The following is a 22,753-nucleotide window of genomic DNA, read 5'->3' on the forward strand; positions in this document are numbered from 1 at the left end:
CCTTTCCAAAACATTGAGGAGTCGACTGCGCCTGTGGCAAACGACAACGAGTTGAACGCTAGCGATGTAAAAATTGGGGTCGGCGAATCACCCGCCCTCGCAGCAGCGACCTCCCACAGCTACGGCGCCAGCGACATCACGGTGCTCGAAGGCCTTGAGGCGGTGCGGAAACGCCCCGGCATGTACATCGGATCCACAGGTCCCCGCGGTCTTCACCACCTTGTCTATGAAGTGGTCGACAACTCCGTCGACGAGGCACTTGCCGGGCATGCCGACAGCATCCAGGTGACCCTGCTCGCCGACGGCGGCGTGCGGGTCATCGATAACGGCCGAGGCATCCCTGTGGACATGCACCCAACCGAGGGCCGTCCCACAGTCGAAGTCGTCATGACCATCCTTCACGCCGGCGGAAAGTTCGGCGGCGGCGGCTACGCCGTGTCCGGTGGCCTGCACGGCGTCGGCATCTCGGTTGTGAACGCGCTCTCGAAGCGCGTCGAGACCGAAGTGCGGCGCCAGGGCTACGTGTGGCACCAGTCCTTCGCCGACGGCGGCAAGCCCGTCGGAGAGCTGGTCCGGGGCGAGGAAACCTCCGAGACCGGAACCACGCAGACGTTCTACCCGGATGAGACCATCTTCGAAAGCGTCGAGTTCGACTACGAGACGCTCCGCGCCCGGTTCCAGCAGATGGCGTTCCTCAACAAGGGACTGCGGATCAGCCTCGTCGACGAGCGGGCCGACATCGAGACCGATGAAATCACCGAGCACCACGAGCCCGGAGAGGAACCCGAGGACGACACCCCGAAGCACCGTCACGTCGAGTACCTCTATGAAAACGGGCTGCTCGACTACGTTCGGCACCTGAACTCCTCCAAGCGCGTCGAGGTCATCCACGAGGACGTCATCGCGTTCGAAACCGAAGACACCGACCGCAAGATCGCCGTTGAGGTCGCACTGCAGTGGACGACCGCCTACTCGGAGAGCGTCCACACGTACGCCAATACGATCAACACCCATGAGGGCGGAACCCATGAGGAGGGTTTCCGTGCCGCCATGACCACGTTGATCAACAAGTACGCGCGCGACAAGAACATCATCAAGGAAAAAGACGACAACCTCACCGGCGACGACATCCGCGAGGGCCTCACCGCCGTCATCTCCGTGAAGCTCGCCGAACCGCAGTTCGAGGGCCAGACGAAGACGAAGCTCGGCAACTCCGAGGCCAAGGGCTTCGTCCAGCGCGTGGTCACCGACCAGCTCGGCGACTGGCTTGAGCGCAACCCCGGCCCGGCCCGCGACGTTATCCGCAAGTCCATCCAGGCCGCCCAGGCGCGCCTTGCCGCCCGCAAGGCGCGCGAGTCGACCCGCCGCAAGGGCCTGCTCGAGTCGGGCGGAATGCCCGGCAAGCTCAAGGACTGCCAGTCGAAGGACCCGGCCAAGTCCGAGATCTACATCGTGGAGGGCGACTCCGCAGGCGGCTCGGCGGTACGGGGACGCAACCCCGAAACCCAGGCGATCCTCCCCCTGCGCGGAAAGATCCTCAACGTCGAACGGGCCCGGCTCGACCGGGCACTGGGCAACAGCGAGGTCCAGGCCATGATCACCGCCTTCGGCGCGGGAATCGGTGAGGACTTTGACGTCGCGAAGGCCCGGTACCACAAGATCATCCTGATGGCCGACGCCGACGTCGACGGCCAGCACATCACCACCCTGCTGCTGACGCTGCTCTTCCGCTACATGCGCCCGCTGATCGAAAGCGGCTACGTGTACCTGGCCCAGCCGCCGCTGTACCGCATCAAGTGGTCGAACGCGCCGCACGACTACGTCTTCAGCGACAAGGAACGCGACGAGACGATCCGGAAGGGCCTCGCCAACAACCAGCGGCTCCCCAAGGACAACGGCATCCAGCGCTACAAGGGACTCGGCGAGATGGATTACACCGAGCTCTGGGAAACCACGATGGATCCCGATCACCGCACGCTGCTGCAGGTCACGATGGACGACGCCGCCGCGGCCGACCAGGTCTTCTCGGTGCTGATGGGCGAGGACGTCGAATCCCGGCGGAACTTCATCCAGCAGAATGCCAAAGACGTGCGGTTCCTGGACATCTAATGAACCGCCGGCACCCGCCGGCAGGATGGGTTGCGGGCCTGCGGGCCCGCACGCCATCGGCGCTTTCCCAGGACGGCGGCAGCGGGCCGACAGCCTGCAACTCTTGTTGCTTCAAACAGTTATAGAACGGGAACTGACTTATGAGTGATGACACCATCGGTGACGGCAATGGTCCCGACGCGCCCCTCGAGGGAGAGGTCCTGACCGACCGCATCGAGCAGGTGGACCTGCAGACCGAAATGCAGCGTTCGTACCTCGACTACGCGATGGCCGTCATCATTGGCCGGGCCCTGCCGGATGTCCGCGACGGCCTCAAGCCCGTTCACCGCCGGGTGCTTTACGCGATGTTCGACGGCGGATACCGCCCGGAGCGCTCCTTCAACAAGTGCGCACGCGTTGTCGGTGAAGTGATGGGCCAGTACCACCCGCACGGCGACACGGCCATCTACGATGCGCTCGTCCGCCTCATCCAGGACTGGACCATGCGCTACCCGCTGGCCCTGGGCCAGGGCAACTTCGGTTCCCCCGGCAACGACGGTGCGGCAGCCCCCCGTTACACCGAAACGAAAATGGCCCCGCTGGCCATGGAGATGGTCCGCGACATCGACGAGGAAACCGTCGATTTCCAGGACAACTACGACGGCAAAAACCAGGAACCGACGATCCTGCCGTCCCGCTTCCCGAACCTGCTGGTCAACGGCTCCTCCGGCATCGCCGTGGGCATGGCGACCAATATCCCGCCCCACAACCTGCGCGAGGTCGCCGACGGGGTCCAGTGGTACCTCCAGAACCCCGACGCCTCCAAGGAGGAACTCCTCGAGGCCCTGATCGTCCGCATCAAGGGCCCCGATTTCCCGACCGGCGCGCAGATCCTCGGCCACCGCGGCATCGAGGACGCCTACCGGACCGGCCGCGGGTCGATCACCATGCGCGCCGTGGTCAACGTCGAGGAGATCCAGGGCCGCACCTGCCTCGTTGTCACCGAACTGCCCTACCAGGCGAACCCCGACAATCTGGCCATCAAGATCGCCGACCTGGTCAAGGACGGCAAGATCAGCGGCATCGCCGACCTGCGCGACGAGACGTCGGGGCGCACCGGCCAGCGCCTGGTGATCGTCCTCAAGCGCGACGCCGTCGCCAAGGTGGTCCTGAACAACCTTTACAAGCACACCCAACTGCAGGACAACTTCAGCGCCAACATGCTGGCCATCGTTGACGATGTTCCCCGCACGCTCAGCCTCGATGCCTTCATCCGGCACTGGGTAACCCACCAGCTCGAGGTCATTGTGCGCCGGACCCGCTACCGGCTGCGGAAGGCCGAGGAAGCGGCGCACATCCTGCGGGGCTACCTGAAGGCCCTCGACGCCTTGGATGAGGTAATCGCGCTGATCCGTGCCTCCCAGACGGTCGACGACGCCCGGAACGGCCTCATGAGCCTGCTCGAGATCGACGAGCTCCAGGCGGCTGCGATCCTCAACATGCAGCTGCGCCGGCTTGCCGCCCTCGAGAGGCAGAAGATCCAGGACGAGCACGACAAGCTCGAGCGGGAGATCACCGAGTACCAGCGCATCCTTGCCTCCCCGGAGGTCCAGCGCTCAATCGTCTCAACCGAGCTCCAGGAGATCGTCGACCGGCACGGCGACGAGCGCCGCACCGAAATCCTCATGGGCTACGACGGCGACATGAGCATGGAAGACCTCATCCCCGAAGAGGAGATGGTCGTCACCATCACCCGCGGCGGGTATGTCAAGCGCACGCGGAGCGACAACTACCGCCAGCAGGCCCGCGGGGGCAAGGGCATCCGTGGAGCACAGCTGCGCGGGGACGACGTCGTCGAACACTTCTTCGTCACAACGACGCACCACTGGCTGCTGTTCTTCACGAACCTCGGCCGGGTGTACCGGGCGAAGGCGTACGAGCTTGTCGAGGCTGCCCGCGATGCCAAGGGCCAGCACGTGGCGAACCTGCTGGCCTTCCAACCGGACGAGACCATCGCCCAGGTCCTCGACCTCCGCGACTACCAGCAGGCCCCGTACCTTGTCCTTGCCACGAAGCGCGGGCTCATGAAGAAGACGAGGCTCGAGGACTACGACACCAACCGTTCGGCCGGCGTCATCGCGATCAACCTTCGCGACGGCGACGAACTCGTTTCGGCGCAGCTCGCCTCCGAGACCGACGACCTGATGCTTGTCTCGCGCAAGGGCCAGTCTCTGCGCTTCACGGCCACGGACGACGCGCTGCGTCCCATGGGCCGGGCCACCTCGGGCGTCACCGGAATGAAGTTCCGCGACACCGACGAACTCCTTGCCGCAGCCGTCGTCAGCGACGACTCCTTCGTGTTCATCGTGACCGAGGGGGGCTTCGCCAAGCGGACGAAGGTCGACGAATACCGGGTCCAAGGCCGCGGCGGACTGGGCATCAAGGTCGCGAAACTCGCCGAGGAGCGCGGCGACCTCGTCGGCGCGCTCGTGGTGCAGGAGGGCGATGAGGTCCTCGTTGTGATGGAGGGCGGCAAGGTGGTCCGCTCGGCCGTGACCGGTGTCCCGGCCAAGGGCCGCGACACAATGGGCGTCATTTTCGCGAAACCCGACAAGAAGGACCGCATCATCGGCGTCGCCCGCAACAGCGAGCGGTCGCTCGCCGTTGATGACGACGCGGTCGAGGAAGCACAGATTGTTTCACTCGACGGATCTGAGACGCCCGGAGGTTCTACGACCAGTGACGCCGATGAAGTACCGTTGACGACAGAAGAAACGGCTGAGCTCAACGCTGAGTCGCCGGAAAACGGAGGTAGCGAGTGAGCCCGGCCAACACAAACCCGCGGTCATCCAGTGGGACAGTCCGCTCGTCGGGCGGTGCCCCGCGGGTGAATGCCCCTGCGCGCCCGTCGCAGCGCCCCGCTTCCGCGGGAACGAAGCCCGCGACCCGGCCGGGGCTGGTGAAGCCGGCACCGAAGGCGAAGGCCCGCAAGGCGCGCCTGCTTGTGAGCAAGATCGACCCCTGGTCGGTCCTTAAAATGTCCTTCCTGCTCTCCGTAGCCCTCGGCATCGTCACTGTTGTGGCAGCCATCGTCATCTGGACGGTGCTTGACCTCACCGGCATCTTCGACGGCGTCAATGAGCTGCTGCGCGAGATCGCCGGCTCGGAAAGCGGCGGGTTCGACCTGCGGCAGTTCGCCTCCCTCGGGCAGGTTGTCTCGTTCGCGACGATCATCGCCGTGGTCAATGTCGTCCTGCTGACCGCGCTGGCAATGCTCTCGGCGGTGCTTTACAACATCTCGTCGGCACTGGTCGGCGGGATCGGCGTCACCCTTACCGACGACTGATCACCGGATCCTCCGGGACCGCGGGATGCGATTTGATGATCGGCAGGTCACTGCTGTAAAGTCGTATTTCGGCCCGATGAGGTATCGGGGCGTATAGCTCAGGCGGTTAGAGCGCTTCGCTGATAACGAAGAGGTCCCAGGTTCAAGTCCTGGTACGCCCACGGATCCACCACCAGCAGGAAACTGCGAGGAGACTACTGTGAAGAAGTTGCTGATTGCCGCAGCTGCAGCAGCAGGAGTTCTCGTTTACAAACGGTGGCAGGATTCCGAGAAGGAAAAGGCAGTCTGGAGCAAGGCAACCGACGAGGTTGAGTGAAATCGGGCCGCGGCAGTTGGGATATACTGACTAAGGTCCAAATTTGGGGGCATGGCGCAATTGGTAGCGCACCTGCTTTGCAAGCAGGGGGTTCGGGGTTCGAGTCCCCGTGCCTCCACCGTGAGAAAGGCCCTGACCAGCGGAAACGTTTGGTCAGGGCCTTTTGCTTTTCCCGCGTACAGGGCCAACCCGCGGTTACCCATCGTTTTCAGCGGCGAACCCATCATTTTCATCGCCGGACGGGCCGCCGAGGGCCTCCACCAGAACGCCCATGTCCGAGGCCACCGCCCACCGGAAGGCATGCGGCACCACCACCTGTCCCCAGCTCACCACGCGTTGTTCCTGGACGTGCCTTAGCACAAGGGGCATTGGCCTGCGGTAATGGGATAATCGAGACTGATGGGAGAGGTCGACGCGGCAGTAGCTGCCGGCCGCCCGCCAGCCCGCGGCCGTGTGCTCGTTGTCGATGATAACGAGCAGATTCGTGCTGTGGCGAAGGCGACGCTCCAGCAGATAGGCATCGAGGTGACGGCCGCTCGTAACGCCGCTCAGGCGCTGGAGCTGGTCGCCCAGGCGGTCCCGGACCTCATCGTCAGCGACGTGATGCTGCCGGACATCGACGGGTTCTCGCTCGTCGAGCGCCTGCGCGAGAACCCCGGGACGCGCACCATCCCTCTCGTCTTCCTCATTGAGGGGCGCACGCCGGGAGACATCCGTGCCGTTCTGGAGCTCGGGACAGACGACTACGTCACCAAGCCCCTGCGCCCGGGGGAGCTGGCCGCGTGCGTCCGCGCGAAGCTCGCCACGCGCACGCTCCCCGAGGAACGTCTTGGCGACGAGCCCCGCACTGGTGTATTGAGCGCCCACGTCCTTCGCGACGAGCTGCACCGGGAAATCGCGCGCGCGGTCCGTAGCGGTCGGCCGGGCGTTCTCGCGCTCGTCGAACTCAACGAGTTCGAGGCCGTTCACAGCCGCCTCGGGAATCGTGTCACGGACGCCGTTGCGCTGCGCTTCGCCGACAGTGCTGACGCTCGGCACTGGGCCCGCGCAGACGTTCTTCGCGTACCGCCTGTCGGCCCCCGAGGTCCACCGCCGCCGGTGGTGGTTCGTGTGGTATTTCGTGGCCGCGAGCATCTTCTACACCGAGTTCAAGAACGTCATCGGGCGAGTCGCGCAGGTCAAGGAACTGGCCGGCGAACGCGTATGGACGGTGACGCCGCGTGCCTGACGCGACGCCACAGACCCAGAAGGCTCAGTGCCCTGCCCCGCGAGGCCCGATCATCAGTGCAGTCCGCACTTCGTTGTCCTGTACACGGTGAAGGGCGGTTTCCAAGTCACCTATTTAAGAATCTGGTCACTCTCTGGAAAGGGCGTTGACGTGCTCTCGGGCCCTCCCCCTCAAGGCACGCCATGTGTTGCCCAGCCGATACGCACCTGGGCACTGGCCTCCTGAAGCTTCTAAGCGCTTCCCGCTGAACCTTCTGCCGGCGCTCCGCTCGCTGGAGTCGACTGGTGATGAAGCACTCAAAAAAGATGTGATTTCCGGTTCGCCGGAAATACAAGGAATTCACAGCTGTGGAAAACCAGTGAAAACAGCGACTCCCAAGCAGGGGGTTCGGGGTTCGAGTCCCCGTGCCTCCACTTCCTTTGTTTGTGGTTGGTTGTTCCAGAAGCATCGATGTGCCGGGAATCCGCGCGCTGCCCGAGCGGTGCACACGGGCCGCCCCGGAACGTGCCATAGGGTTTACTGGTGGTCATTCTTCTCTCAGTGCTCGGCGTCGTGGGCGTCGCGGCGTCCGGCCCCATCATGGCCGCGACCGCCGCACCTGCCCTCGCCATCGCGTTCTGGCGGAACATGCTCGGAGCCTTGATCATGGGAGGGCCCGCGGCAGTCTCCAAACGGGCGGAGTTCCGTGCACTGACTCGAACCGACTATTCCCGGCTTGCCGTCGCGGCGGGCGCGCTGGCCCTGCACTTCACCTGCTTCATCACGTCGCTGAAACTCACCTCGGTTGCCGCAGCAACAGCCCTTGTGTGCCTCCAGGTCGGCTGGATCGCCGTCTTCAATGCGGTCCGCGGCTCCCGCCCCCCGGCGGCCGTCGTGATCGGGCTGAGCATCGCGTTCGCCGGCGTCGTCGTGATCACCGGGTTCGACCTCCAGCTTTCCGCTGACGCCATCCTCGGCGACGTGCTTGCCCTCGCAGGCGGCGCCCTCGCCGGCGTCTACCAGGTGGCGGGCGCCGCGGCCCGGCGCACAATGTCGACGGGAACCTACACCACGCTCTGCTACGGCGGGTGTGCCGTCCTGCTGCTTGTGCTGTGCCTGGTCTTCCGCCAGCCGCTCACCGGTTTTCCGCCCGAGGCATGGGCGGGCATTCTTGGGGTGACGCTCGTGGCCCAGATCATGGGACACAGCGTTTTCAACCATCTCCTCGCCGTTCTCAGCCCGCTCGTGGTCTCGATGATTATCCTCCTCGAGATTCCCGGGGCCGCGCTGCTGGCCGCCGTCTTCCTTAACGAGGTGCTTCCGGGCGGAACCTACGCGGGGCTGCTGCTGATCCTCCTGGGGCTGGCGGTGGTGCTCAGGGGGCAGACCCGGTCCCAGACCCGGGCGCCGACACCCAGGACCGCCGCGCAGCCGCCGGCCATGGGTGGGGACTGACGCGGGGACTGGGCGCTTTAACGACGAAGGGCGCGGGAGGAAGGCTCTTGGCCCTCCTCCCGCGCCCGCTGACGCAGGAACTAGCTCGTTGCGTCCTTCGGAGGTGCTGCGTGCTTTGCCTTGTCCGTTGTCTCGGCAGCGGCGGCCGGCTTAGGCGTAGTGGGGGTGGCGGTTGTGTCGTCTTCGACGACGACCACTGCCGGCGAATCGACCGTCTCGACGACGACGGGCGCCGGCTTGACCGGTGCAGGGGTCTTCCAGGGGTCTTCGACCGGCTTGGAGGCGCGCCAAGCCGCGACGCCTGCCGTAGCGGCGGCGGCGATAATCCCGAGGATCAGCCACACTTTGGAGCCGGAACGGCGCTTCTGCCGCTTCTTGAGGTCTTTGGAGGCCTGCATTGCCGCTGCGGCGAGGGCACGCTGGGCGTTCCGGACGGCCTTCTTGTTGCCCGTCATCCGGGTGACTGCCGAGGTGACCGAGGGGGGAACCGTGGCACCGGCGACCGAACGCGACGCCGAGTCGGCGGCCTCGCCAAGCTTGTAGGAAAGGGCCGGAATATAGTCGTCGACGACCTTGCCCCGAGCCATGACGATCGCCGGTCCCGCCTTGCCCACGGTCTCCTGGACCCGCGGCGTCGTCTGGTCGATCACCTGGGTGATCCGCGGACCCACCCGGTCGAGCCGTTCCTGGATCATCGGAGACACGGTGGCTATGCCGCCGGAAAGCCCGGTGGCCGCCCTGCGCACGCTCTCCTGGATCCGGGGGGTGGCCGTTTCGAACCCGCGGTCCCACCGCGGCTTCGCCCAGCCGTACGCCGCGCCAACATGGGGGGTTGCCCAGCCCCGCGCGGCAGCAATGCCCGCAATCACGCCTTCGTCGAACGCTCGTGTTGTCTTTTCGTTCTTCTTCACAAGTACCTCCAGCAGATCGTGACTCGTTTTGGTCAGCCTACGTGCTATCAGCAGGCCATGCTATTCACGGGGAGAGTTCCCCGGCTTTTTCACTGTGCGCGGAATGGGCTCGCACCAGCATATTAGGCGGTAATACGCCGTGGAAGAATGGGCTCCATGACTGCTATCCCCACCGCAAAGGCAACCATCCACACCAACCACGGAGATATTCTGGTTGACCTCTTTGGCAACCATGCGCCAAAGACGGTCAAGAACTTCGTCGGTCTGGCCACCGGCCAGATTGCATGGACCCACCCCAAGACGGGCGAAGAATCGACAAGCCCCCTCTACGACGGCACAATCTTCCACCGCATCATCAAGGATTTCATGATCCAGGGTGGCGACCCGCTGGGCCAGGGCATCGGCGGTCCGGGCTACCAGTTTGACGACGAAATCAACCCCGACCTCGACTTCATCGAGCCCTACAAGCTCGCCATGGCCAACGCAGGGGTTCAGGGAGGGCGCGGCACCAACGGGTCGCAGTTCTTCATCACCTCGGTGCCCACCACCTGGCTCCAGGGCAAGCACACGATCTTCGGCGAGGTAACCGACGCTGCATCGAGGAAGGTGGTTGATGAACTCAACGCAATCGCCACCGACATGCGCGACAAGCCGCTCGAGGATGTCGTCATCACGAGCATTACCGTAGAGCAGCTTTAGGCTTCCGTGTCCTACGGAGTACCTGCGGGCAGTCCGGCGCAAGATGCGCCGGTCTGCCCGCGCCATCCCGACCGGGTCAGCTACGTCCGCTGCCAGCGCTGTGGCCGTCCGGCATGCCCGGAGTGCCAGCGGCAGGCAGCCGTGGGCATCCAGTGCGTCGACTGTGTTGCCGAACAGGCCCGGAACGCGCCAAAGACCACAACCGCCTTAGGCGGAAAAGTGCGCTCCGGCCGCCCGATGGTGACGCTCGGGATCATCGCTGCGTGTGTGGGCCTCTTCCTCCTTCAGCTGGCGGTACCGGGACTTACCTCAGCCCTCCAGTACGCTCCTCTCTACACGGCCGGTTACCCTGGCGTGATCGAGGCCGAGCCCTGGCGGATGCTCACCGCGGCCTTCCTTCACTCCCCGGGATTCCTGCTCCACATCGCCTTCAACATGTATGCGCTGTGGATCCTCGGCCAGGCCCTTGAACCCGTCCTAGGCCGCGCCCGGTTCCTTTCCCTGTATCTGCTGGCCGCACTCGGCGGTTCGGTGGGCGTCCTGCTCCTGAGCAACCCCCTCCAGCCGGTTGTCGGTGCCTCAGGCGCCGTGTTCGGCCTGTTCGGGGCCCTGTTCATCATTCAGCGCAAGCGGGGCGGAGACGTGCGCCAGCTCGTCGTGTTGATCGCGATCAACGCCGTGCTCGGCTTCGTTGTCCAGGGAATCGCCTGGCAGGCGCACCTGGGCGGGTTGCTGACAGGCGCTGCGGTCGCCGCCGTCTTTGCCTACGCCCCGCGGGGCAGGGCGCGCGCCCGGATCCAGTGGGCCGGGATCGGCGCCGTAGCGGGACTGCTCGCGCTGTTGAGCGTCGCTGGAGTGTCACTGATTTCGGCCTGACCCTCCACCAACTCCACAACCCGAGAGGGCCCGGCAACCAGCAATGGCTGCCGGGCCCTGCTTTATCCACAGGGTTTATCCACACGGGGGACAACTTACACACATGTAGTTCCACAGATGTGGACAAGGAGCGGGCCGAATCCCGCACCCCGCCGGGGGTTTTCCTCAGATTTGTGCACACCTGTGGATAACTTCATACACAGGTGTGCACATCCCTCTCTTACTCCGGCGCGATGCGTCAGCGTCAGGCCATCTGGCCGCGCGGCATGCGTCACCATCGACGATTCCGCCCGAGGGGGAACCACGGGGATGCCCCGGGCATCCATGCGCGAAGGATCCTATACGCGGAGCCACAGCACGGAGTGGGCCTCAATGCTGACACCGGAGGACAGACCCATGCGGTGGCCGGAGATGAGCTCATGGGCAGCGGCGGGCATCCCCGAAAGGGTCCTCGCGGAGACGTCCTGGCTTGTCTCGGCGAAATTCGCAAGGATGAGGACCGCCGAACCACCGACGGGTGCCGAGGCGGGCCGCTGGTAGCCAAGGACGTGCGGATTGTGGGTGTGGAACGGGATCAGCTCCCCGCCGGCGAACTCCGGTGTCACCGATCGGATCTCAATGAGCCTGCGCAGTCGGCTGAAGATTTCACCAGCCGCCGTGCGTGGATCCGACCTCTGGGCGTACCGCTCCGCGGGGTACGCCGGCCGCCCGACCCAACGGGTGTCGTCGGCTTTGCCGGGATCAAGCGCATAGTCGTAGTCATTGAGCTGCCCCACCTCGTCCCCAAGGTAGATCAAGGGGATTCCACCGGTGCTGAGCACAATGGAATGGGCAAGGACGATCCGGTTTACGGCCGCCGGGTCCCCCGCCTCGAGTCCGGCCAGTGACGCCGTTGTGCCGGAGATGCGGCAGTCGCCTGTGCGCGGATTCTCCTGGAACGGGACACCGCGTGCGAAGCTGCCCGGAAACCGGTTGACGAAGAACGCATTGAGGAACCGCCGGTGGTCGAATCCGCCGATCCCGAATTCCGCGGCGTCCTCATCGGAGAAGGTCCATCCAATGTCGTCATGGCTGCGCACATAGTTGACCCATGCAGCGCCGCTGGGAATCCTGTGGCGGCGCTCAAGCGCCTGGGCCAGGAGCGCGACTTCGCGGGTGGCCAGCGAGTTCCAGATCAACGCCATCTGCAGCGGGTTGTAGCTGAGCTGGCATTCGCCGGGACTGATGTACTGGACAACCTCGTCCGGGTGGACGATCGCTTCGGATTTGAAGAGCAGGGAGGGTGCCGCGAGCCGGCAGACAGCGTTGAAGGCCTGGAGCAGCAGGTGTGCCTCCGGAAGGTTCTCACAGGCGGTGCCGAGCTGCTTCCAGACGAACGCGACGGCATCCATCCGGAGGATGTCCACGCCCAGGTTGGCCAGGAACAGCATCTCCCGGGCCATGGCACGGAACACCGCCGGATTGCGGTAGTTCAGATCCCACTGGAACGAATGGAAGGTTGCCCACACCCAGCGTCCGTCGTCGAGCTGGATAAAGGAACCGGGGTGGTCATCGGGAAAGATTTCGCGGACGGTGCGCTCGTAGGCGTCGGGCATTTCCCGGTCCGGGAAGATCAGGTAGAAACCCTCGAACTCCGGATCGCGGGCGCGCGCCTTCAACGCCCACTCGTGCTCGTTCGAGGTGTGGTTGAAGATGAAGTCAAGGACCAGGGAGATGCCATTCGCGCGCAGCTCTGCCGCGACCGCGGCAAGTTCCTTGATGCTGCCGAGGGCCGGATCGACCTCGCGGTAGTCGGAGACGGCGTATCCGCCGTCGGAGTTTTCAGCGGGGGCGAGGAACAGCGGCATCAGGTGGAGGTAGGTCAGGCCAAGTTCCCTGAAGTACGGGATCCGGGACCGGAGGCCCGAGAGGTCGCCGGCGTAGAGATCCACATAGCAGACCCCTCCGAGCATGCGATTGGACTGGAACCAGTCCGGGTTCCCGGCCCGCGACTCGTCGAGGACCTTCAGCTCGGCCGGCCGGTCCTGCCAGGATTCGGCCGCCTCGACGGCGAGCAGTGCCAGCTGGTCATCGGCTCCCTCGCCGTAGACGCGCCGGAACAGGGCGGCCAGGCGGGGGAATTCGGCGTCGAAGCGGGATTCGAAGGATTGCCAGTCGGCGTTGGAGGTTGCTTCGCGGCGTACGCCAAGCACCGCGGCACGAACCGGATCTCCTTCGAACCTCTCGTGTCCAACCATGGGGCAAGCCTATTCCAGGGCGTTCCCCCATGGGATGGCAGCCACAATGCACGTTTTGCGGAGATAATGCAACCCGCCGGGAGGGCGGGCTTCAACGCCGCCGGGTACTAGCGCCACCGGGTGGTCATCAGGAAGCCGACAATCGCGATGCCGAAGCCGGCGACGATGTTCAGGCCCTCCCAGGGCCGCACCGGCATCGTTCCCTCTGAGATGTAGTAGACGATGATCCACAGCAGCCCGATGATCATCAGCCCGAACATCACCGGCTTATACCAGACCGGGTTCGGTTTGGGCTCTGATGCTGCGACCCTGGCCGGGGTTTCTCGCTTGCGGGGCTTTGACTCGGGCACTTTTCCTCCTCGACGGGCCGGCTGGTCAGCCGGCCTTCCTGTGTGCGGCACGGCCGCCCGCTGCCCAGGTGCCGGTTCGGTGTTCCCGACCCGGCGCTTGGTACGGTTTGCTCTCGATTCTAGTCAAAGAAAGCACCGGGAAGGATCGGCGGAAACCCTTCCCCCGCCAGCGACTGGTCCGCCGCCGGACTGGGCAGGAAACCGCTGCCGAAGGCGGGCGGTATTATTAATGGTGCGGATCGTCCTTACCGTGACCGGTGGCAGCCGGCCCGGCGTCCGGGATCCGCCTTTCACGACGCCGGACCCTGCTTTCGACGATTGGCTCTTTCCCATCATGGCTACAACCCGGATTCTCGTTGTCGATAACTACGACAGCTTCGTCTACACCCTTGTGGGCTACCTTCAGGAGCTCGGCGCCGAGACGACCGTGGTCAGGAATGACGACGTCACCCTGGCCGAAGCGGCAGCCCTCGCGGAAAGCCGCGACGGCGTCCTGATCTCTCCCGGTCCAGGCACCCCTGCTGACGCGGGCGTGTGCATCGACCTCATCCAATGGTGTGGAGCCAACGCGAAACCGATGCTCGGTGTCTGCCTCGGCCATCAGGCACTTGCCGAGGCATACGGCGGGACGGTAACCCATGCGCCCGAGCTCATGCACGGAAAGACCTCGCTGGTCGAGCACAACGGCACAAGCGTGTTCGCCGGACTGCCCTCACCGGTGACCGCCACCCGTTACCACTCCCTGGCAGCTGTGAGTGAAGACATCCCGGCGGAGCTGAGCGTTACTGCGCGCACGGCCAGCGGAATCATCATGGGCCTTGAGCACAAGAGCGCCCCGCTGTGCGGCGTGCAGTTCCACCCGGAGTCGGTGCTCACCGAGGGCGGCTACCAGATGCTCGGCAACTGGCTCGAGTCCCTGGGCCTCAGCGGAGCCGCAGCCCGGGCGGCTTCGCTCAGCCCCCTGATCTCCCACTGAGGCGGTCTCCCACTGAGGCGGGTTCCCACTGGCCCGGTCTTCACTGAGCCGGCCTCCTGCTGGTCACCTTTCCCCGCAGAGTCTCGCGAGCGTCCGCCTCCGGACCGCTGACTTCAGGGGCCTAGGGCTCCTTGGTGGTGGCCGAAGCAGTGGGCTCGGGCGAGGGATCGGACGAGGGCTCGGCCGGCGCCTCGGGTTTCGGCGCCACGGCAATTTGGATCACGATCTCGGTGCCCTGTTCCACCTCGCTTCCGGCCTTTTCGCTCTGGCCGGTCACAAGGCCCGGCTCAAGCACGCTGTTTTCGACCGGTTCGATCCTGTAGGGCAGGGCAACGGCGGGATCCTTAAGCAGTGCTTCCGCCGCCGCCTGGGTCAGCCCGCTCAGCGAGGGCACCTTCACCTTCCCGTTCGAGAGGACGAGGTTGACCGGACTGTCGACCGGGACAGACGTGCCGGGCTGCGGGTCGGACGAGATAACCCTGCCTTCGGGAACCTGTGCGCTGGTGACCTCGGTGATTTCGCCGCCCTTGAGCCCCACTACTTCAAGTGCGTCCCTCGCCGATGACTCGGTCATTCCCTTGATGGTTTCGGGAACCGGAACGTTGGCCGGTCCTTTGGATACTATGACGACAACCCGGGAATCCGGCTCAACGAGGGCACCGGCGGCGGGATCGGAGCTCACGATGAGCCCTGCCTCGACCGTTGCGTTGAACTGTTCCTCGGCGAGCGGCATCAGATCGGCGTCGTAGAGCAGGCCGAACCCCTTCGTCTCGGTCAGGCCCGCAACCTTGGGCACCTCAACGACGGGGGCCGCTTCTGGCCGGGACTGGCCGAGGTTGTAAAGGACTGCGAAGCCTGCTCCGAGCACCAGCAGCACCGCCACGAGGAAGACCGCCAGCCACGCACCGCGGCCGGATTTCCTGCGCGGCTCGGCTTCCTTCGCCGGTTCCTTCCCCAACCCGGCAGGCAGGAGGGCGTTGTCTTCGCCCGGACCGTGCCCGCCGTGCCCGGATTCGTCGGAAATCTTGGTCAGCATGCGGGTGGACGGGGCGTCCTGGTCATCGGCAGCGGGCACTGCACCGCCAAGGACGGGCGCGGCCCGGGTCTTGAGGGTATCGAGTGCCTGGGTGGGAGAGGAGTCCCCGTCGTAATAGGCGACGCCGCGTCCGGCGGCCTCAAGGACGGTGCGGAAGGAATCGGCGTCCTGGAACCGGTCCTCGCGGTCCTTGGCCAGTGCCTTCGCGAGCACCGAGTCGAGGGCGGGGGTGATCTCCGGGTTGAAGCTGCTTGCCGGAAGCGGTTCCTCACGCACGTGCTGGTAGGCAACCGAGACCGGGCTGTCACCGATGAACGGCGGCCGTCCGGCCAGCAGTTCATACAGCAGGCATCCGGCGGAATAGAGGTCGCTGCGGGCATCGACGGTTTCTCCGCGCGCCTGCTCGGGTGAGAGGTACTGGGCCGTTCCCACGACCGCCTGGGTCTGCGTCATTGTGGCAGCCGAATCCGCAATCGCCCGGGCGATGCCGAAATCCATGACCTTGACGGTGCCTTCGGGGGTGATCATGACATTGGCGGGCTTGATGTCGCGGTGCACAATACCGGCGCGGTGGCTGTAGGCGAGGGCCGAAAGGACCCCTGCCAGATGCTTCAGCGAGTCTTCAACGCTCAGGTCGCCCGATTTCACAAGTTCCCGGAGCGTGCGGCCGGCGACATATTCCATGACGATGAACGGGACCAGGACCTCGTGTTCGGGGCGGTCGGGGATTTCCTCTTCGCCGGTGTCGTACACGGCGACAATGTTCGGGTTGTTCAGGCCTGCGACAGCCTGGGCCTCCCTGCGGAAACGGGACTGGAACAGAGGATCCCGTGCGAGATCGCGGCGCAGCACCTTGATCGCCACGGCGCGGCCGAGGCGGATGTCCCGGCCGAGGTGCACGTCGGCCATTCCGCCCCTGCCGATGAGCTCACGGACCTCGTAGCGCCCGTTGAGTATTCGTTCAGCAGTCACAGGGTTACCTTCCACTGGATTCCGTCACCCCTGTGACGTAGGGGACGCATCGGGCTCCGGGCTTTCATCGGGCTCGGTCGGCTCGGGACCCGAAGAGACGACGTACCTGACCTCGGATCCTTCATCGACGTCGGTGCCTTCCGCTGGAGCAATCTCGATGACGGTGCCGGCCGGTTCGGATGATGCCTTTTCGCCGCCTTTCACGGGTGAAAGGCCGGCATCAACGAGACGTGCGCGGACCGTTCCTTCATCCTGGCCGACCAGGCCACCGGGAACCGTCGACTGCTCCGGACCCTGCGAATAGATTACTTCAATGGCATCACCGGGATTGAGGGTTCCCACCGGGTTCAGTTCGAGGACAGTGTCAACCGGCTGATCCGACGTCACCGGTATCCGGGAGACGGCGAGACCGAGGGCCGAGAGCTCCGCGGTCACCTCGTTCACGTTCCTGCCCAGGTACTCCGCGGGATTGATGACGATTCCCTCGACTTCGGGCGTCGTCTCCACCGGGGTAGGTGATTCCGAGGTCGGGGTGGGAGCGGGAGCGGGAGTGGTGGCCGTGGGCCGGGGGCTCGGAGACGCGCTCCGGGTCACTGCCGGCGCGGGATCGGCGTTGCCGCCCGCGAGCAGCGGCCACAGGATGAGGCCGGCCACGGCGGCCAGCGCCAGCAGCGAGAGCACGATGACGGGGATGAGCCAGGGATTGCGCCGGCGTTCCTCCTCCCCGGGTCCGTTCCCGTCGGCCTCGTCGTGGTCGACTTCCTCCGACCAGTCACGGGAGGCGGCGATTCCGCCGGCGCCAGCGGCGGCGCCTGCAGCACCAACCACGGGCAGGGCTGACGTCGAGGGAGCAGGCACGGCGCGGGTCGCCGCCGTATCGGCAAGCGGCACCGCCGCAGTCGCGGCCTCGTTGCTGTCTCCGAACAGCAGCATTCCCGGAACGGCGGCCTCGGCCTCGCGGATCGACCCGGCGCGGATCGCATCGACCGCGCGTGAGAGGGACTCGGCGTCGGCCGGGCGCTCCACCGGATCCTTGGCCAGCATGGAGGAGATCAGCGCCCGCACGGGGCGCGGGATGGTGTCGGGCAGCGGCGGCGGGGCGTCGTTGACTTGGGCCAGCGCGATGGCGATCTGGGACTCCCCGGAGAACGGCCTGCGCCCGGCGAGGAGCTCATAACCTATTACCCCAAGTGCATATATATCGCTGGACCCGGTGGCGGGCTGGCCGGTTGCCTGCTCCGGCGCCAGGTACTGGGCCGTGCCCATGACCTGGCCCGTTGCCGTCAGCGGAACCTGGTCGGCGAGGCGCGCGATGCCGAAGTCCGTGATCTTGACGCGCCCATCGGGCATCACCAAGATGTTTCCGGGCTTTACATCGCGGTGGACGAGTCCCTGCCGGTGCGCGACGGCGAGGGCGGTCGCGGTCTGCCCGATGATGGAGAGGGTGCGGTCCGGAGAGAGCACCCCTTCGCGTTCGATGACGACCGACAACGGCTGCCCGGGCACCAGTTCCATGACGAGGTAGGCCGAACCGCCCTCCTCGCCATAGTCGAAGACGTTCGCGATCCCCTCGTGGTTGAGCAGCGCGGTGTGACGGGCCTCGGCGCGGAAACGGTTGAGGAACGCGGGATCGCCCGAGTACTCCTCCTTGAGGATCTTGATGGCAACCACCCGGCCGAGGATCTGGTCCCTGGCCTTCCAGACCTCGCCCATCCCGCCGATGGCAATGCGGTCGGTCAGCTGGAACCTGCCGCCTAAGGTGATCCCTGATGTAGGTCTCACTTGTTCAACACCGCCTCAATGATTCTCTTTGCACTTGGACTGGTCAGCTGCGCACCGGTGGCGATGTCGACATCCTCCATGACGATCGTTACTGCTACTTGGGGGTCCTCCGCCGGCGCGAAACCGGTGAACCAGGCGTTGTCGCCCCTCCCGGACACCTCGGCCGTGCCCGTCTTGCCCGCCACGGCGACGCCGGGGATCTGCGCGTTGCGGCCGGTGCCGTTGTTGACAACGTTCACCATCCAGTCAGTGAGCTGGTTGGCCGTATCGGAGCTCACCGCTTCGCTGAACACCTCGGGCTGCGGGGAATCGATCAGCTCCAGGTCGGCGGCCCGCACCGACTTGATGAGGTTGGGCGTCATCAGCACTCCGTCGTTGGCGATCGCCGCGGTCACCATTGCCACCTGCAGGGGGGTGACCTTGACGTCGAACTGGCCGATCGCCGACTGGGCGAGTTCGGGCTCGCTAAGGTCCTGCGGGAACTGGCTTGGCTCGACGCGGACCGGGATGCTCAGACCCTCGCCGAATCCGAACTTCGCGGCCTGCTCGGCAATTGCCTCCTGGCCCAGGTCCCACGCGATCTGGGCGAAGGGGGTGTTGCAGGACTGCTCGAGCGCGAATTCAAGGTCCGCCGTTGTGCGCGAAGCACACGTTCCGTTGACGTAGTTCGGCAGGCCGGCATCGGTGCCGGGCAGATCGAGCACCGGCGGGTTCGGGATCTGCGACTCCGCGTCGTACTTGCCGGACTCGAGCGCCGCGGCGGCGTCGACGAGCTTGAAGACCGACCCCGGGGCGACCAGGGATTCGGTGGCCGGGTTGAGGTAGATGGACAGGCCCGGGACCTCGGAAAGCTTTGCCACATTCTCCTCAACCACGGCGGAATCGTGGCTGGCCAGCAGGTTCGGGTCGTAGCTCGGCTTCGACACCATGGCCAGGATGTTTCCCGTCTTCGGGTCGGTGACCACGATTGACCCGCGCTGGCCCTCGGGAATCAGGTCCGAGGCGAGCTGCTGGATCTGCGGATCGATGGTGAGCTCCACCGAGGCACCCGACGTCTGCGCCCCCGAGAACAGCTGCACCAGGCGTTCGTAGAACAGTTCATCGCTGGTCCCCGACAGCAGGCCGGCGGCAGCACTCTCAAGCTGGGTCGAGCCGGCCACCAGAGAGTAATAACCGGTCAGGTGGGCGTAGAGATCCGGTTCCTTGTAGACACGCTGGAAGTTGAACTGGTCGTTGGAGGGCACCGACTCGGCAATCGCCTTGCCGTCGACGAGGATCGCCCCGCGCGGCCTGCCGAAGTCCTGGTAGAGCTGCCGGTTGTTCCAGTCGTTGTCGTTCAGCGCTTCGGCTTCAAAGAACTGGACGTAGGTGAGCGAGCCAAGGATCAGGGTGAACATGCCGATCGCGACGATCCACGCCCTGCGGATTGCCTGGTTCATCGGGACACCCCCTTCGAGGGTCGGGGAGTCCGCCGGGTGTTCTCGGCGGACGTGTCGGGAAAGGCACTGCGCAGCGGCGCACGCGGGGCCGGACGGCGCGCCGTTTCCGAGATCAGGAGCAGCAGCGCAACGATGATCCAGTTCGCCAGGAGCGACGAACCGCCCGCCGACATGAACGGGGTCGTCAGCCCGGTCAGGGGGATCAGCCGGGTGATTCCGCCGATGACGACGAAGCACTGCAGGGCGATCGTGAAGGACAGACCGCATGCGAGCAGCTTCCCGAAGCCGTCCTTGGTACCAAGGGCGGCGCGCACGCCCCTTGAGACGAGGAGTACGTAGAGCAGGATGATAGCGAAGATGCCGACAAGCCCAAGCTCTTCGCCCAGTGCCGCAATAATCATGTCGCTGTTGGCATATGTCACGAGGTCAGGGCGCCCCTGTCCCAGCCCGGTGCCGAACAGACCGCCGTTCGCCAGCCCGAAGAGTCCCTGGACCACCTGCCCGCTGCCGCCGGGGGTGCGGTTATACACCTCGGGGTCGAACGCGTTGAGCCAGCTGTCGAAGCGCAGGGCCACATGGCTGAAGAGTTCAAGCGCGATGAAACCGCCGACCGTGATCATCGACAGGCCGATCAGCACCCAGCTGGCACGGCTCGTCGCCACGTAGATCATGGCCATGAACAGGCCGAAGAACAGGATTGACGAGCCGAGGTCGCGCTGCAGGATCAAGACCCCGATGCTGACAAGCCAGGCCGCGAGCATGGGGGCGAGGTCCTGGAACCGCGGCAGCTGCAGGGGCCCGAGTTTCTTCCCTGCCAGCAGGATCAGGTCGCGGTTCGTCGAAAGATAGCCGGCGAAGAACACGGCAAGCGAGATTTTTGCTATTTCGCCGGGCTGGAAGGTCCCGAAACCAACCGAGATCCAGATCCGCGCGCCATTGATCTCCAGTCCCAGCGGGGTGAGGGGCAGAAGGAGCAGCACCGCGCTGGCGATCAGCGAGATGTACGTGAACCGCCGCAGGATCCGGTGGTCGCGCAGGAAGATCAGGATGACCGCGGCCGACACGATGGCCACGCCCGTCCACAACAGCTGCTGCGGTGCAACCGGCGTGAAGTTGGGGTTCTGCATCCGGGGAAGGTCGAGGCGGTGGATCATTGCGAGCCCGATGCCGTTGAGGGCAAGAACGATCGGGAGTATTACCGGATCGGCATACTTGGCCCGGAACCGGAGGATGATGTGGACGAGCAGGCCCATCCCCGCCAGGGTTGCTGCCTGGTTCCAGAAGTAGGAGTTGAACTGCTCTTCCCGCTCCAGCCCGGCAACGAAATTCGCGCCGATCGCCACAGCCAGGGCAGGCAGGAGCAGCAGCGCCTCGGCGTTCCTGCGCGACTTGGGAACCGTCAGGACATCGCTCACTGCGTGCCTCCACAATCCGGACCGGCGACAGCGCCGGATTCAGGGGACGGCGACACCGACGGGGCCGCCGTGCGGGCGGGGCTGCTTGAGGCCCTGGCACCGGATGCGTCCGAGGGGGTGGCGGTGGGCCTTCCCGACCGTGAACCGGTGGGTTCTGCTGAAGGAGTGCGGGATGGCCCCGCCGCCCCGGAGGGCCGCGGGGATGCCCCGGGTGAGCCGGAGGGCCGGTCGGTGGCTTTGGTAGTGGCTTCGCCCCCGGCGCTGCCCGGCGTGCAGGGAAGGGCACGCAGTTCGCTGCGGAGATCCTCAACGATGCGCTCGGCCTCTTGCAGATCGCGTGCCGGAAGGGTCATTGCGAGCTGGGAACGGTGGTGCTCGGGCAGGTTGGAGACGGGGATGTTGGTTACCTCGTGGAGTTGGCTCAGCCGGATCGGTCCAACGCTCTGTGACACGCCGTTGTAGATTGCCACCTTGTCATCGGAGTTCCCCACGTAATAGCGGGTCTGTGTCCAGGTGTAGCCGAAGCCGACGACGGCTAGGAGGATCAGCGCTGTGAGGGTGACGAACGCCGGGGCGAGCCAGCGCCGCCGGACCGGCCGGTCCTCGCCGCCCTCGTCCTCAAGCCCCGTCCCGGAGGCCTGGGCCTTGTGCGTGAGCATGAGCGCGGCGCGCCGCTCCGAGGAGCGCTGCGTGACGATGGGAATCTGCCCCGTCTCGGTGGCGAGGGCGGCAGAACCCACAAGGATGTGCGGGCGGGTCAGGAGGTCCTGGCGGATGATGTCGGCACGGATGGCGGTGCCGGGCAGGTCCGTCGCATCCGAGGCCGGCCCGCTGCCGTTCTTGGCGGCGGCTTCCTTCGGTGTCTCCCTCTCCCCTGCGGCTTCACGGGCCCGCGGCAGGGCCGGGGGCGGTGCCGCGGTCAGGTCCTTTTCGGTCGCTTCGACGATTTCCACGACGGCGACCGTCACGTTGTCGGGCGACCCGCCGGCCAGGGTCAGTTCGACAAGGGTGTCGACGCACTCGCGCAGGTCCCTGGTCTCCCGGAAAACCTGCTCCACGGTGGAGTCGGGCAGGACGGCGTTGAGGCCGTCCGAGCAGAGCAGCCACCGCTCTCCGGGAACAATGTCCAATGACTGGAGGTCGAGCTCCGGGCTGGCATCGACGTCGCCAAGCACCCGCATGAGCACGTTCTTATGCGGATGGATGTCGGCTTCCTCCGGCCTCAGCCGGCCTTCGTCGATGAGGCGTTGGACGAACGTGTGGTCCTTGGTGATCTGCTCGAAGACACCGTTGCGCAGCCGGTACGCCCTCGAGTCGCCGATGTGTGCCAGTTCCACGCGGTCGCCGTTGAGCAGCAGCGCGGTGACCGTCGTGCCCATTCCCGCGAGCTGCGGGTTGGTGCTGACCAGTTCGGACAGCAGCGAGTTCGCTGTCTGGATTTCATCCGCCAGCTCGGTGCCGGCGTCGCCCGCGTAGGCGTCGCGGTCAAGGTGGACCAGATCGAGGACGGTGGAGGCCGAGGCGACGTTCCCGCCGGCGTGACCGCCCATCCCGTCGGCGACAACGGCAAGATAACGGCCCGCATACGCTGAGTCGTCATTCTTGGCGCGGACCATTCCCACATCCGAGCGAGCGGCGAACCGCATCA

The 22,753-nt window shown here is 65.6% G+C and carries 18 protein-coding genes, 2 tRNA genes and 1 pseudogene; 12 read left to right on the plus strand and 9 right to left on the minus strand.

The features are described 5' to 3' along the window. Positions 1–33 precede the first annotated feature (33 nt). The 6 genes from gyrB (at position 34) to AC4D2R_RS13840 (ending at position 5,868) form a co-directional block, all read left to right on the plus strand. The gene (gene gyrB / locus AC4D2R_RS13815; protein WP_490940593.1) at positions 34–2,109 is read left to right on the plus strand and encodes a DNA topoisomerase (ATP-hydrolyzing) subunit B; all 2,076 of its coding nucleotides are present in this window, start codon (positions 34–36) and stop codon (positions 2,107–2,109) included. Positions 2,110–2,249: 140 nt separating this feature from the next. Beyond that, complete coding sequence (gene gyrA, locus AC4D2R_RS13820) at positions 2,250–4,910, plus strand: DNA gyrase subunit A (RefSeq protein WP_490940595.1); 2,661 nt, start codon at positions 2,250–2,252, stop codon at positions 4,908–4,910. Next, positions 4,907–5,434 carry a DUF3566 domain-containing protein gene (locus AC4D2R_RS13825; RefSeq protein ID WP_490940597.1) on the plus strand — a complete coding sequence of 176 codons (528 nt, stop codon included), beginning with the start codon at positions 4,907–4,909 and terminating at the stop codon, positions 5,432–5,434. The genes gyrA and AC4D2R_RS13825 overlap by 4 nt, the downstream gene beginning before the upstream one ends. Before the next feature lie 87 nt (positions 5,435–5,521). Next, a tRNA-Ile gene (locus AC4D2R_RS13830) sits at positions 5,522–5,595 on the plus strand. Positions 5,596–5,633: 38 nt separating this feature from the next. Then, positions 5,634–5,750, plus strand: coding sequence for a DLW-39 family protein (locus AC4D2R_RS13835; protein ID WP_490903072.1), 117 nt, complete (start codon positions 5,634–5,636; stop codon positions 5,748–5,750). A 45-nt stretch (positions 5,751–5,795) separates the two neighbouring features. Then, positions 5,796–5,868, plus strand: a tRNA-Ala gene (locus AC4D2R_RS13840). Between the two features lie 77 nt (positions 5,869–5,945). On the opposite strand, the gene AC4D2R_RS13845 is transcribed toward AC4D2R_RS13840, so the two are convergent. Then, positions 5,946–6,119 (minus strand): hypothetical protein, encoded by a 174-nt coding sequence (locus AC4D2R_RS13845; RefSeq protein WP_490940599.1) that lies wholly within the window; start codon positions 6,117–6,119, stop codon positions 5,946–5,948. 30 nt (positions 6,120–6,149) lie between these two features. Here AC4D2R_RS13845 and AC4D2R_RS13850 point away from each other — a divergent pair. The 3 genes and pseudogenes from AC4D2R_RS13850 to AC4D2R_RS13860 all read left to right on the plus strand — a co-directional run. Next, positions 6,150–6,479, plus strand: a pseudogene (locus AC4D2R_RS13850) (response regulator); the annotation flags it as partial. A 271-nt stretch (positions 6,480–6,750) separates the two neighbouring features. After that, the gene (locus AC4D2R_RS13855; RefSeq protein ID WP_490940667.1) at positions 6,751–6,978 is read left to right on the plus strand and encodes a hypothetical protein; all 228 of its coding nucleotides are present in this window, start codon (positions 6,751–6,753) and stop codon (positions 6,976–6,978) included. A gap of 522 nt (positions 6,979–7,500) precedes the next feature. Further along, entirely contained in the window at positions 7,501–8,412 is a 912-nt protein-coding gene (locus tag AC4D2R_RS13860; RefSeq protein ID WP_490940601.1) for a DMT family transporter, read from the plus strand. 80 nt (positions 8,413–8,492) lie between these two features. Here the strand turns inward: AC4D2R_RS13860 and AC4D2R_RS13865 are convergent, their stop codons facing one another. Next, on the minus strand, positions 8,493–9,323 hold the full coding sequence (locus tag AC4D2R_RS13865; RefSeq protein ID WP_490940603.1) for a hypothetical protein: 831 nt from the start codon (positions 9,321–9,323) through the stop codon (positions 8,493–8,495). Between the two features lie 156 nt (positions 9,324–9,479). Here AC4D2R_RS13865 and AC4D2R_RS13870 point away from each other — a divergent pair, with 156 nt between their 5' ends. Both AC4D2R_RS13870 and AC4D2R_RS13875 read left to right on the plus strand, forming a co-directional pair. Continuing rightward, complete coding sequence (locus tag AC4D2R_RS13870) at positions 9,480–10,022, plus strand: peptidylprolyl isomerase (RefSeq protein ID WP_490940605.1); 543 nt, start codon at positions 9,480–9,482, stop codon at positions 10,020–10,022. 219 nt (positions 10,023–10,241) lie between these two features. After that, entirely contained in the window at positions 10,242–10,898 is a 657-nt protein-coding gene (locus AC4D2R_RS13875) for a rhomboid family intramembrane serine protease (RefSeq protein WP_490940607.1), read from the plus strand. A 338-nt stretch (positions 10,899–11,236) separates the two neighbouring features. Here AC4D2R_RS13875 and AC4D2R_RS13880 read toward each other — a convergent pair whose 3' ends face one another. Next, positions 11,237–13,135, minus strand: a complete 1,899-nt coding sequence (locus AC4D2R_RS13880) for an alpha-amylase family protein (RefSeq protein ID WP_490940609.1) — start codon at positions 13,133–13,135, stop codon at positions 11,237–11,239. Between the two features lie 107 nt (positions 13,136–13,242). Next, on the minus strand, positions 13,243–13,485 hold the full coding sequence (locus tag AC4D2R_RS13885) for a cell division protein CrgA (protein ID WP_490903060.1): 243 nt from the start codon (positions 13,483–13,485) through the stop codon (positions 13,243–13,245). A 334-nt stretch (positions 13,486–13,819) separates the two neighbouring features. Between AC4D2R_RS13885 and AC4D2R_RS13890 the strand changes: the two genes are divergently transcribed. Continuing rightward, the gene (locus tag AC4D2R_RS13890; protein ID WP_490903058.1) at positions 13,820–14,461 is read left to right on the plus strand and encodes an aminodeoxychorismate/anthranilate synthase component II; all 642 of its coding nucleotides are present in this window, start codon (positions 13,820–13,822) and stop codon (positions 14,459–14,461) included. A 121-nt stretch (positions 14,462–14,582) separates the two neighbouring features. Here the strand turns inward: AC4D2R_RS13890 and pknB are convergent, their stop codons facing one another. The 5 genes from pknB to AC4D2R_RS13915 are packed head-to-tail and all read right to left on the minus strand — an operon-like array spanning position 14,583 to position 22,751. After that, positions 14,583–16,469 (minus strand): Stk1 family PASTA domain-containing Ser/Thr kinase, encoded by a 1,887-nt coding sequence (gene pknB, locus AC4D2R_RS13895; RefSeq protein WP_490940611.1) that lies wholly within the window; start codon positions 16,467–16,469, stop codon positions 14,583–14,585. 24 nt (positions 16,470–16,493) lie between these two features. Beyond that, positions 16,494–18,251, minus strand: coding sequence for a protein kinase domain-containing protein (locus AC4D2R_RS13900; protein WP_490940613.1), 1,758 nt, complete (start codon positions 18,249–18,251; stop codon positions 16,494–16,496). Further along, positions 18,248–19,690: a peptidoglycan D,D-transpeptidase FtsI family protein gene (locus AC4D2R_RS13905; protein WP_490903052.1), complete on the minus strand. Its 1,443-nt coding sequence runs from the start codon at positions 19,688–19,690 to the stop codon at positions 18,248–18,250. The genes AC4D2R_RS13900 and AC4D2R_RS13905 overlap by 4 nt, the downstream gene beginning before the upstream one ends. Continuing rightward, entirely contained in the window at positions 19,687–21,105 is a 1,419-nt protein-coding gene (locus AC4D2R_RS13910; protein ID WP_490940615.1) for an FtsW/RodA/SpoVE family cell cycle protein, read from the minus strand. Before AC4D2R_RS13910 ends, AC4D2R_RS13905 begins: the two co-directional genes overlap by 4 nt. Further along, positions 21,102–22,751 carry a PP2C family protein-serine/threonine phosphatase gene (locus AC4D2R_RS13915; protein WP_490940665.1) on the minus strand — a complete coding sequence of 550 codons (1,650 nt, stop codon included), beginning with the start codon at positions 22,749–22,751 and terminating at the stop codon, positions 21,102–21,104. Before AC4D2R_RS13915 ends, AC4D2R_RS13910 begins: the two co-directional genes overlap by 4 nt. Positions 22,752–22,753 lie beyond the last annotated feature (2 nt).

Source organism: Arthrobacter sp. TJ-217 (genome assembly GCF_058269255.1).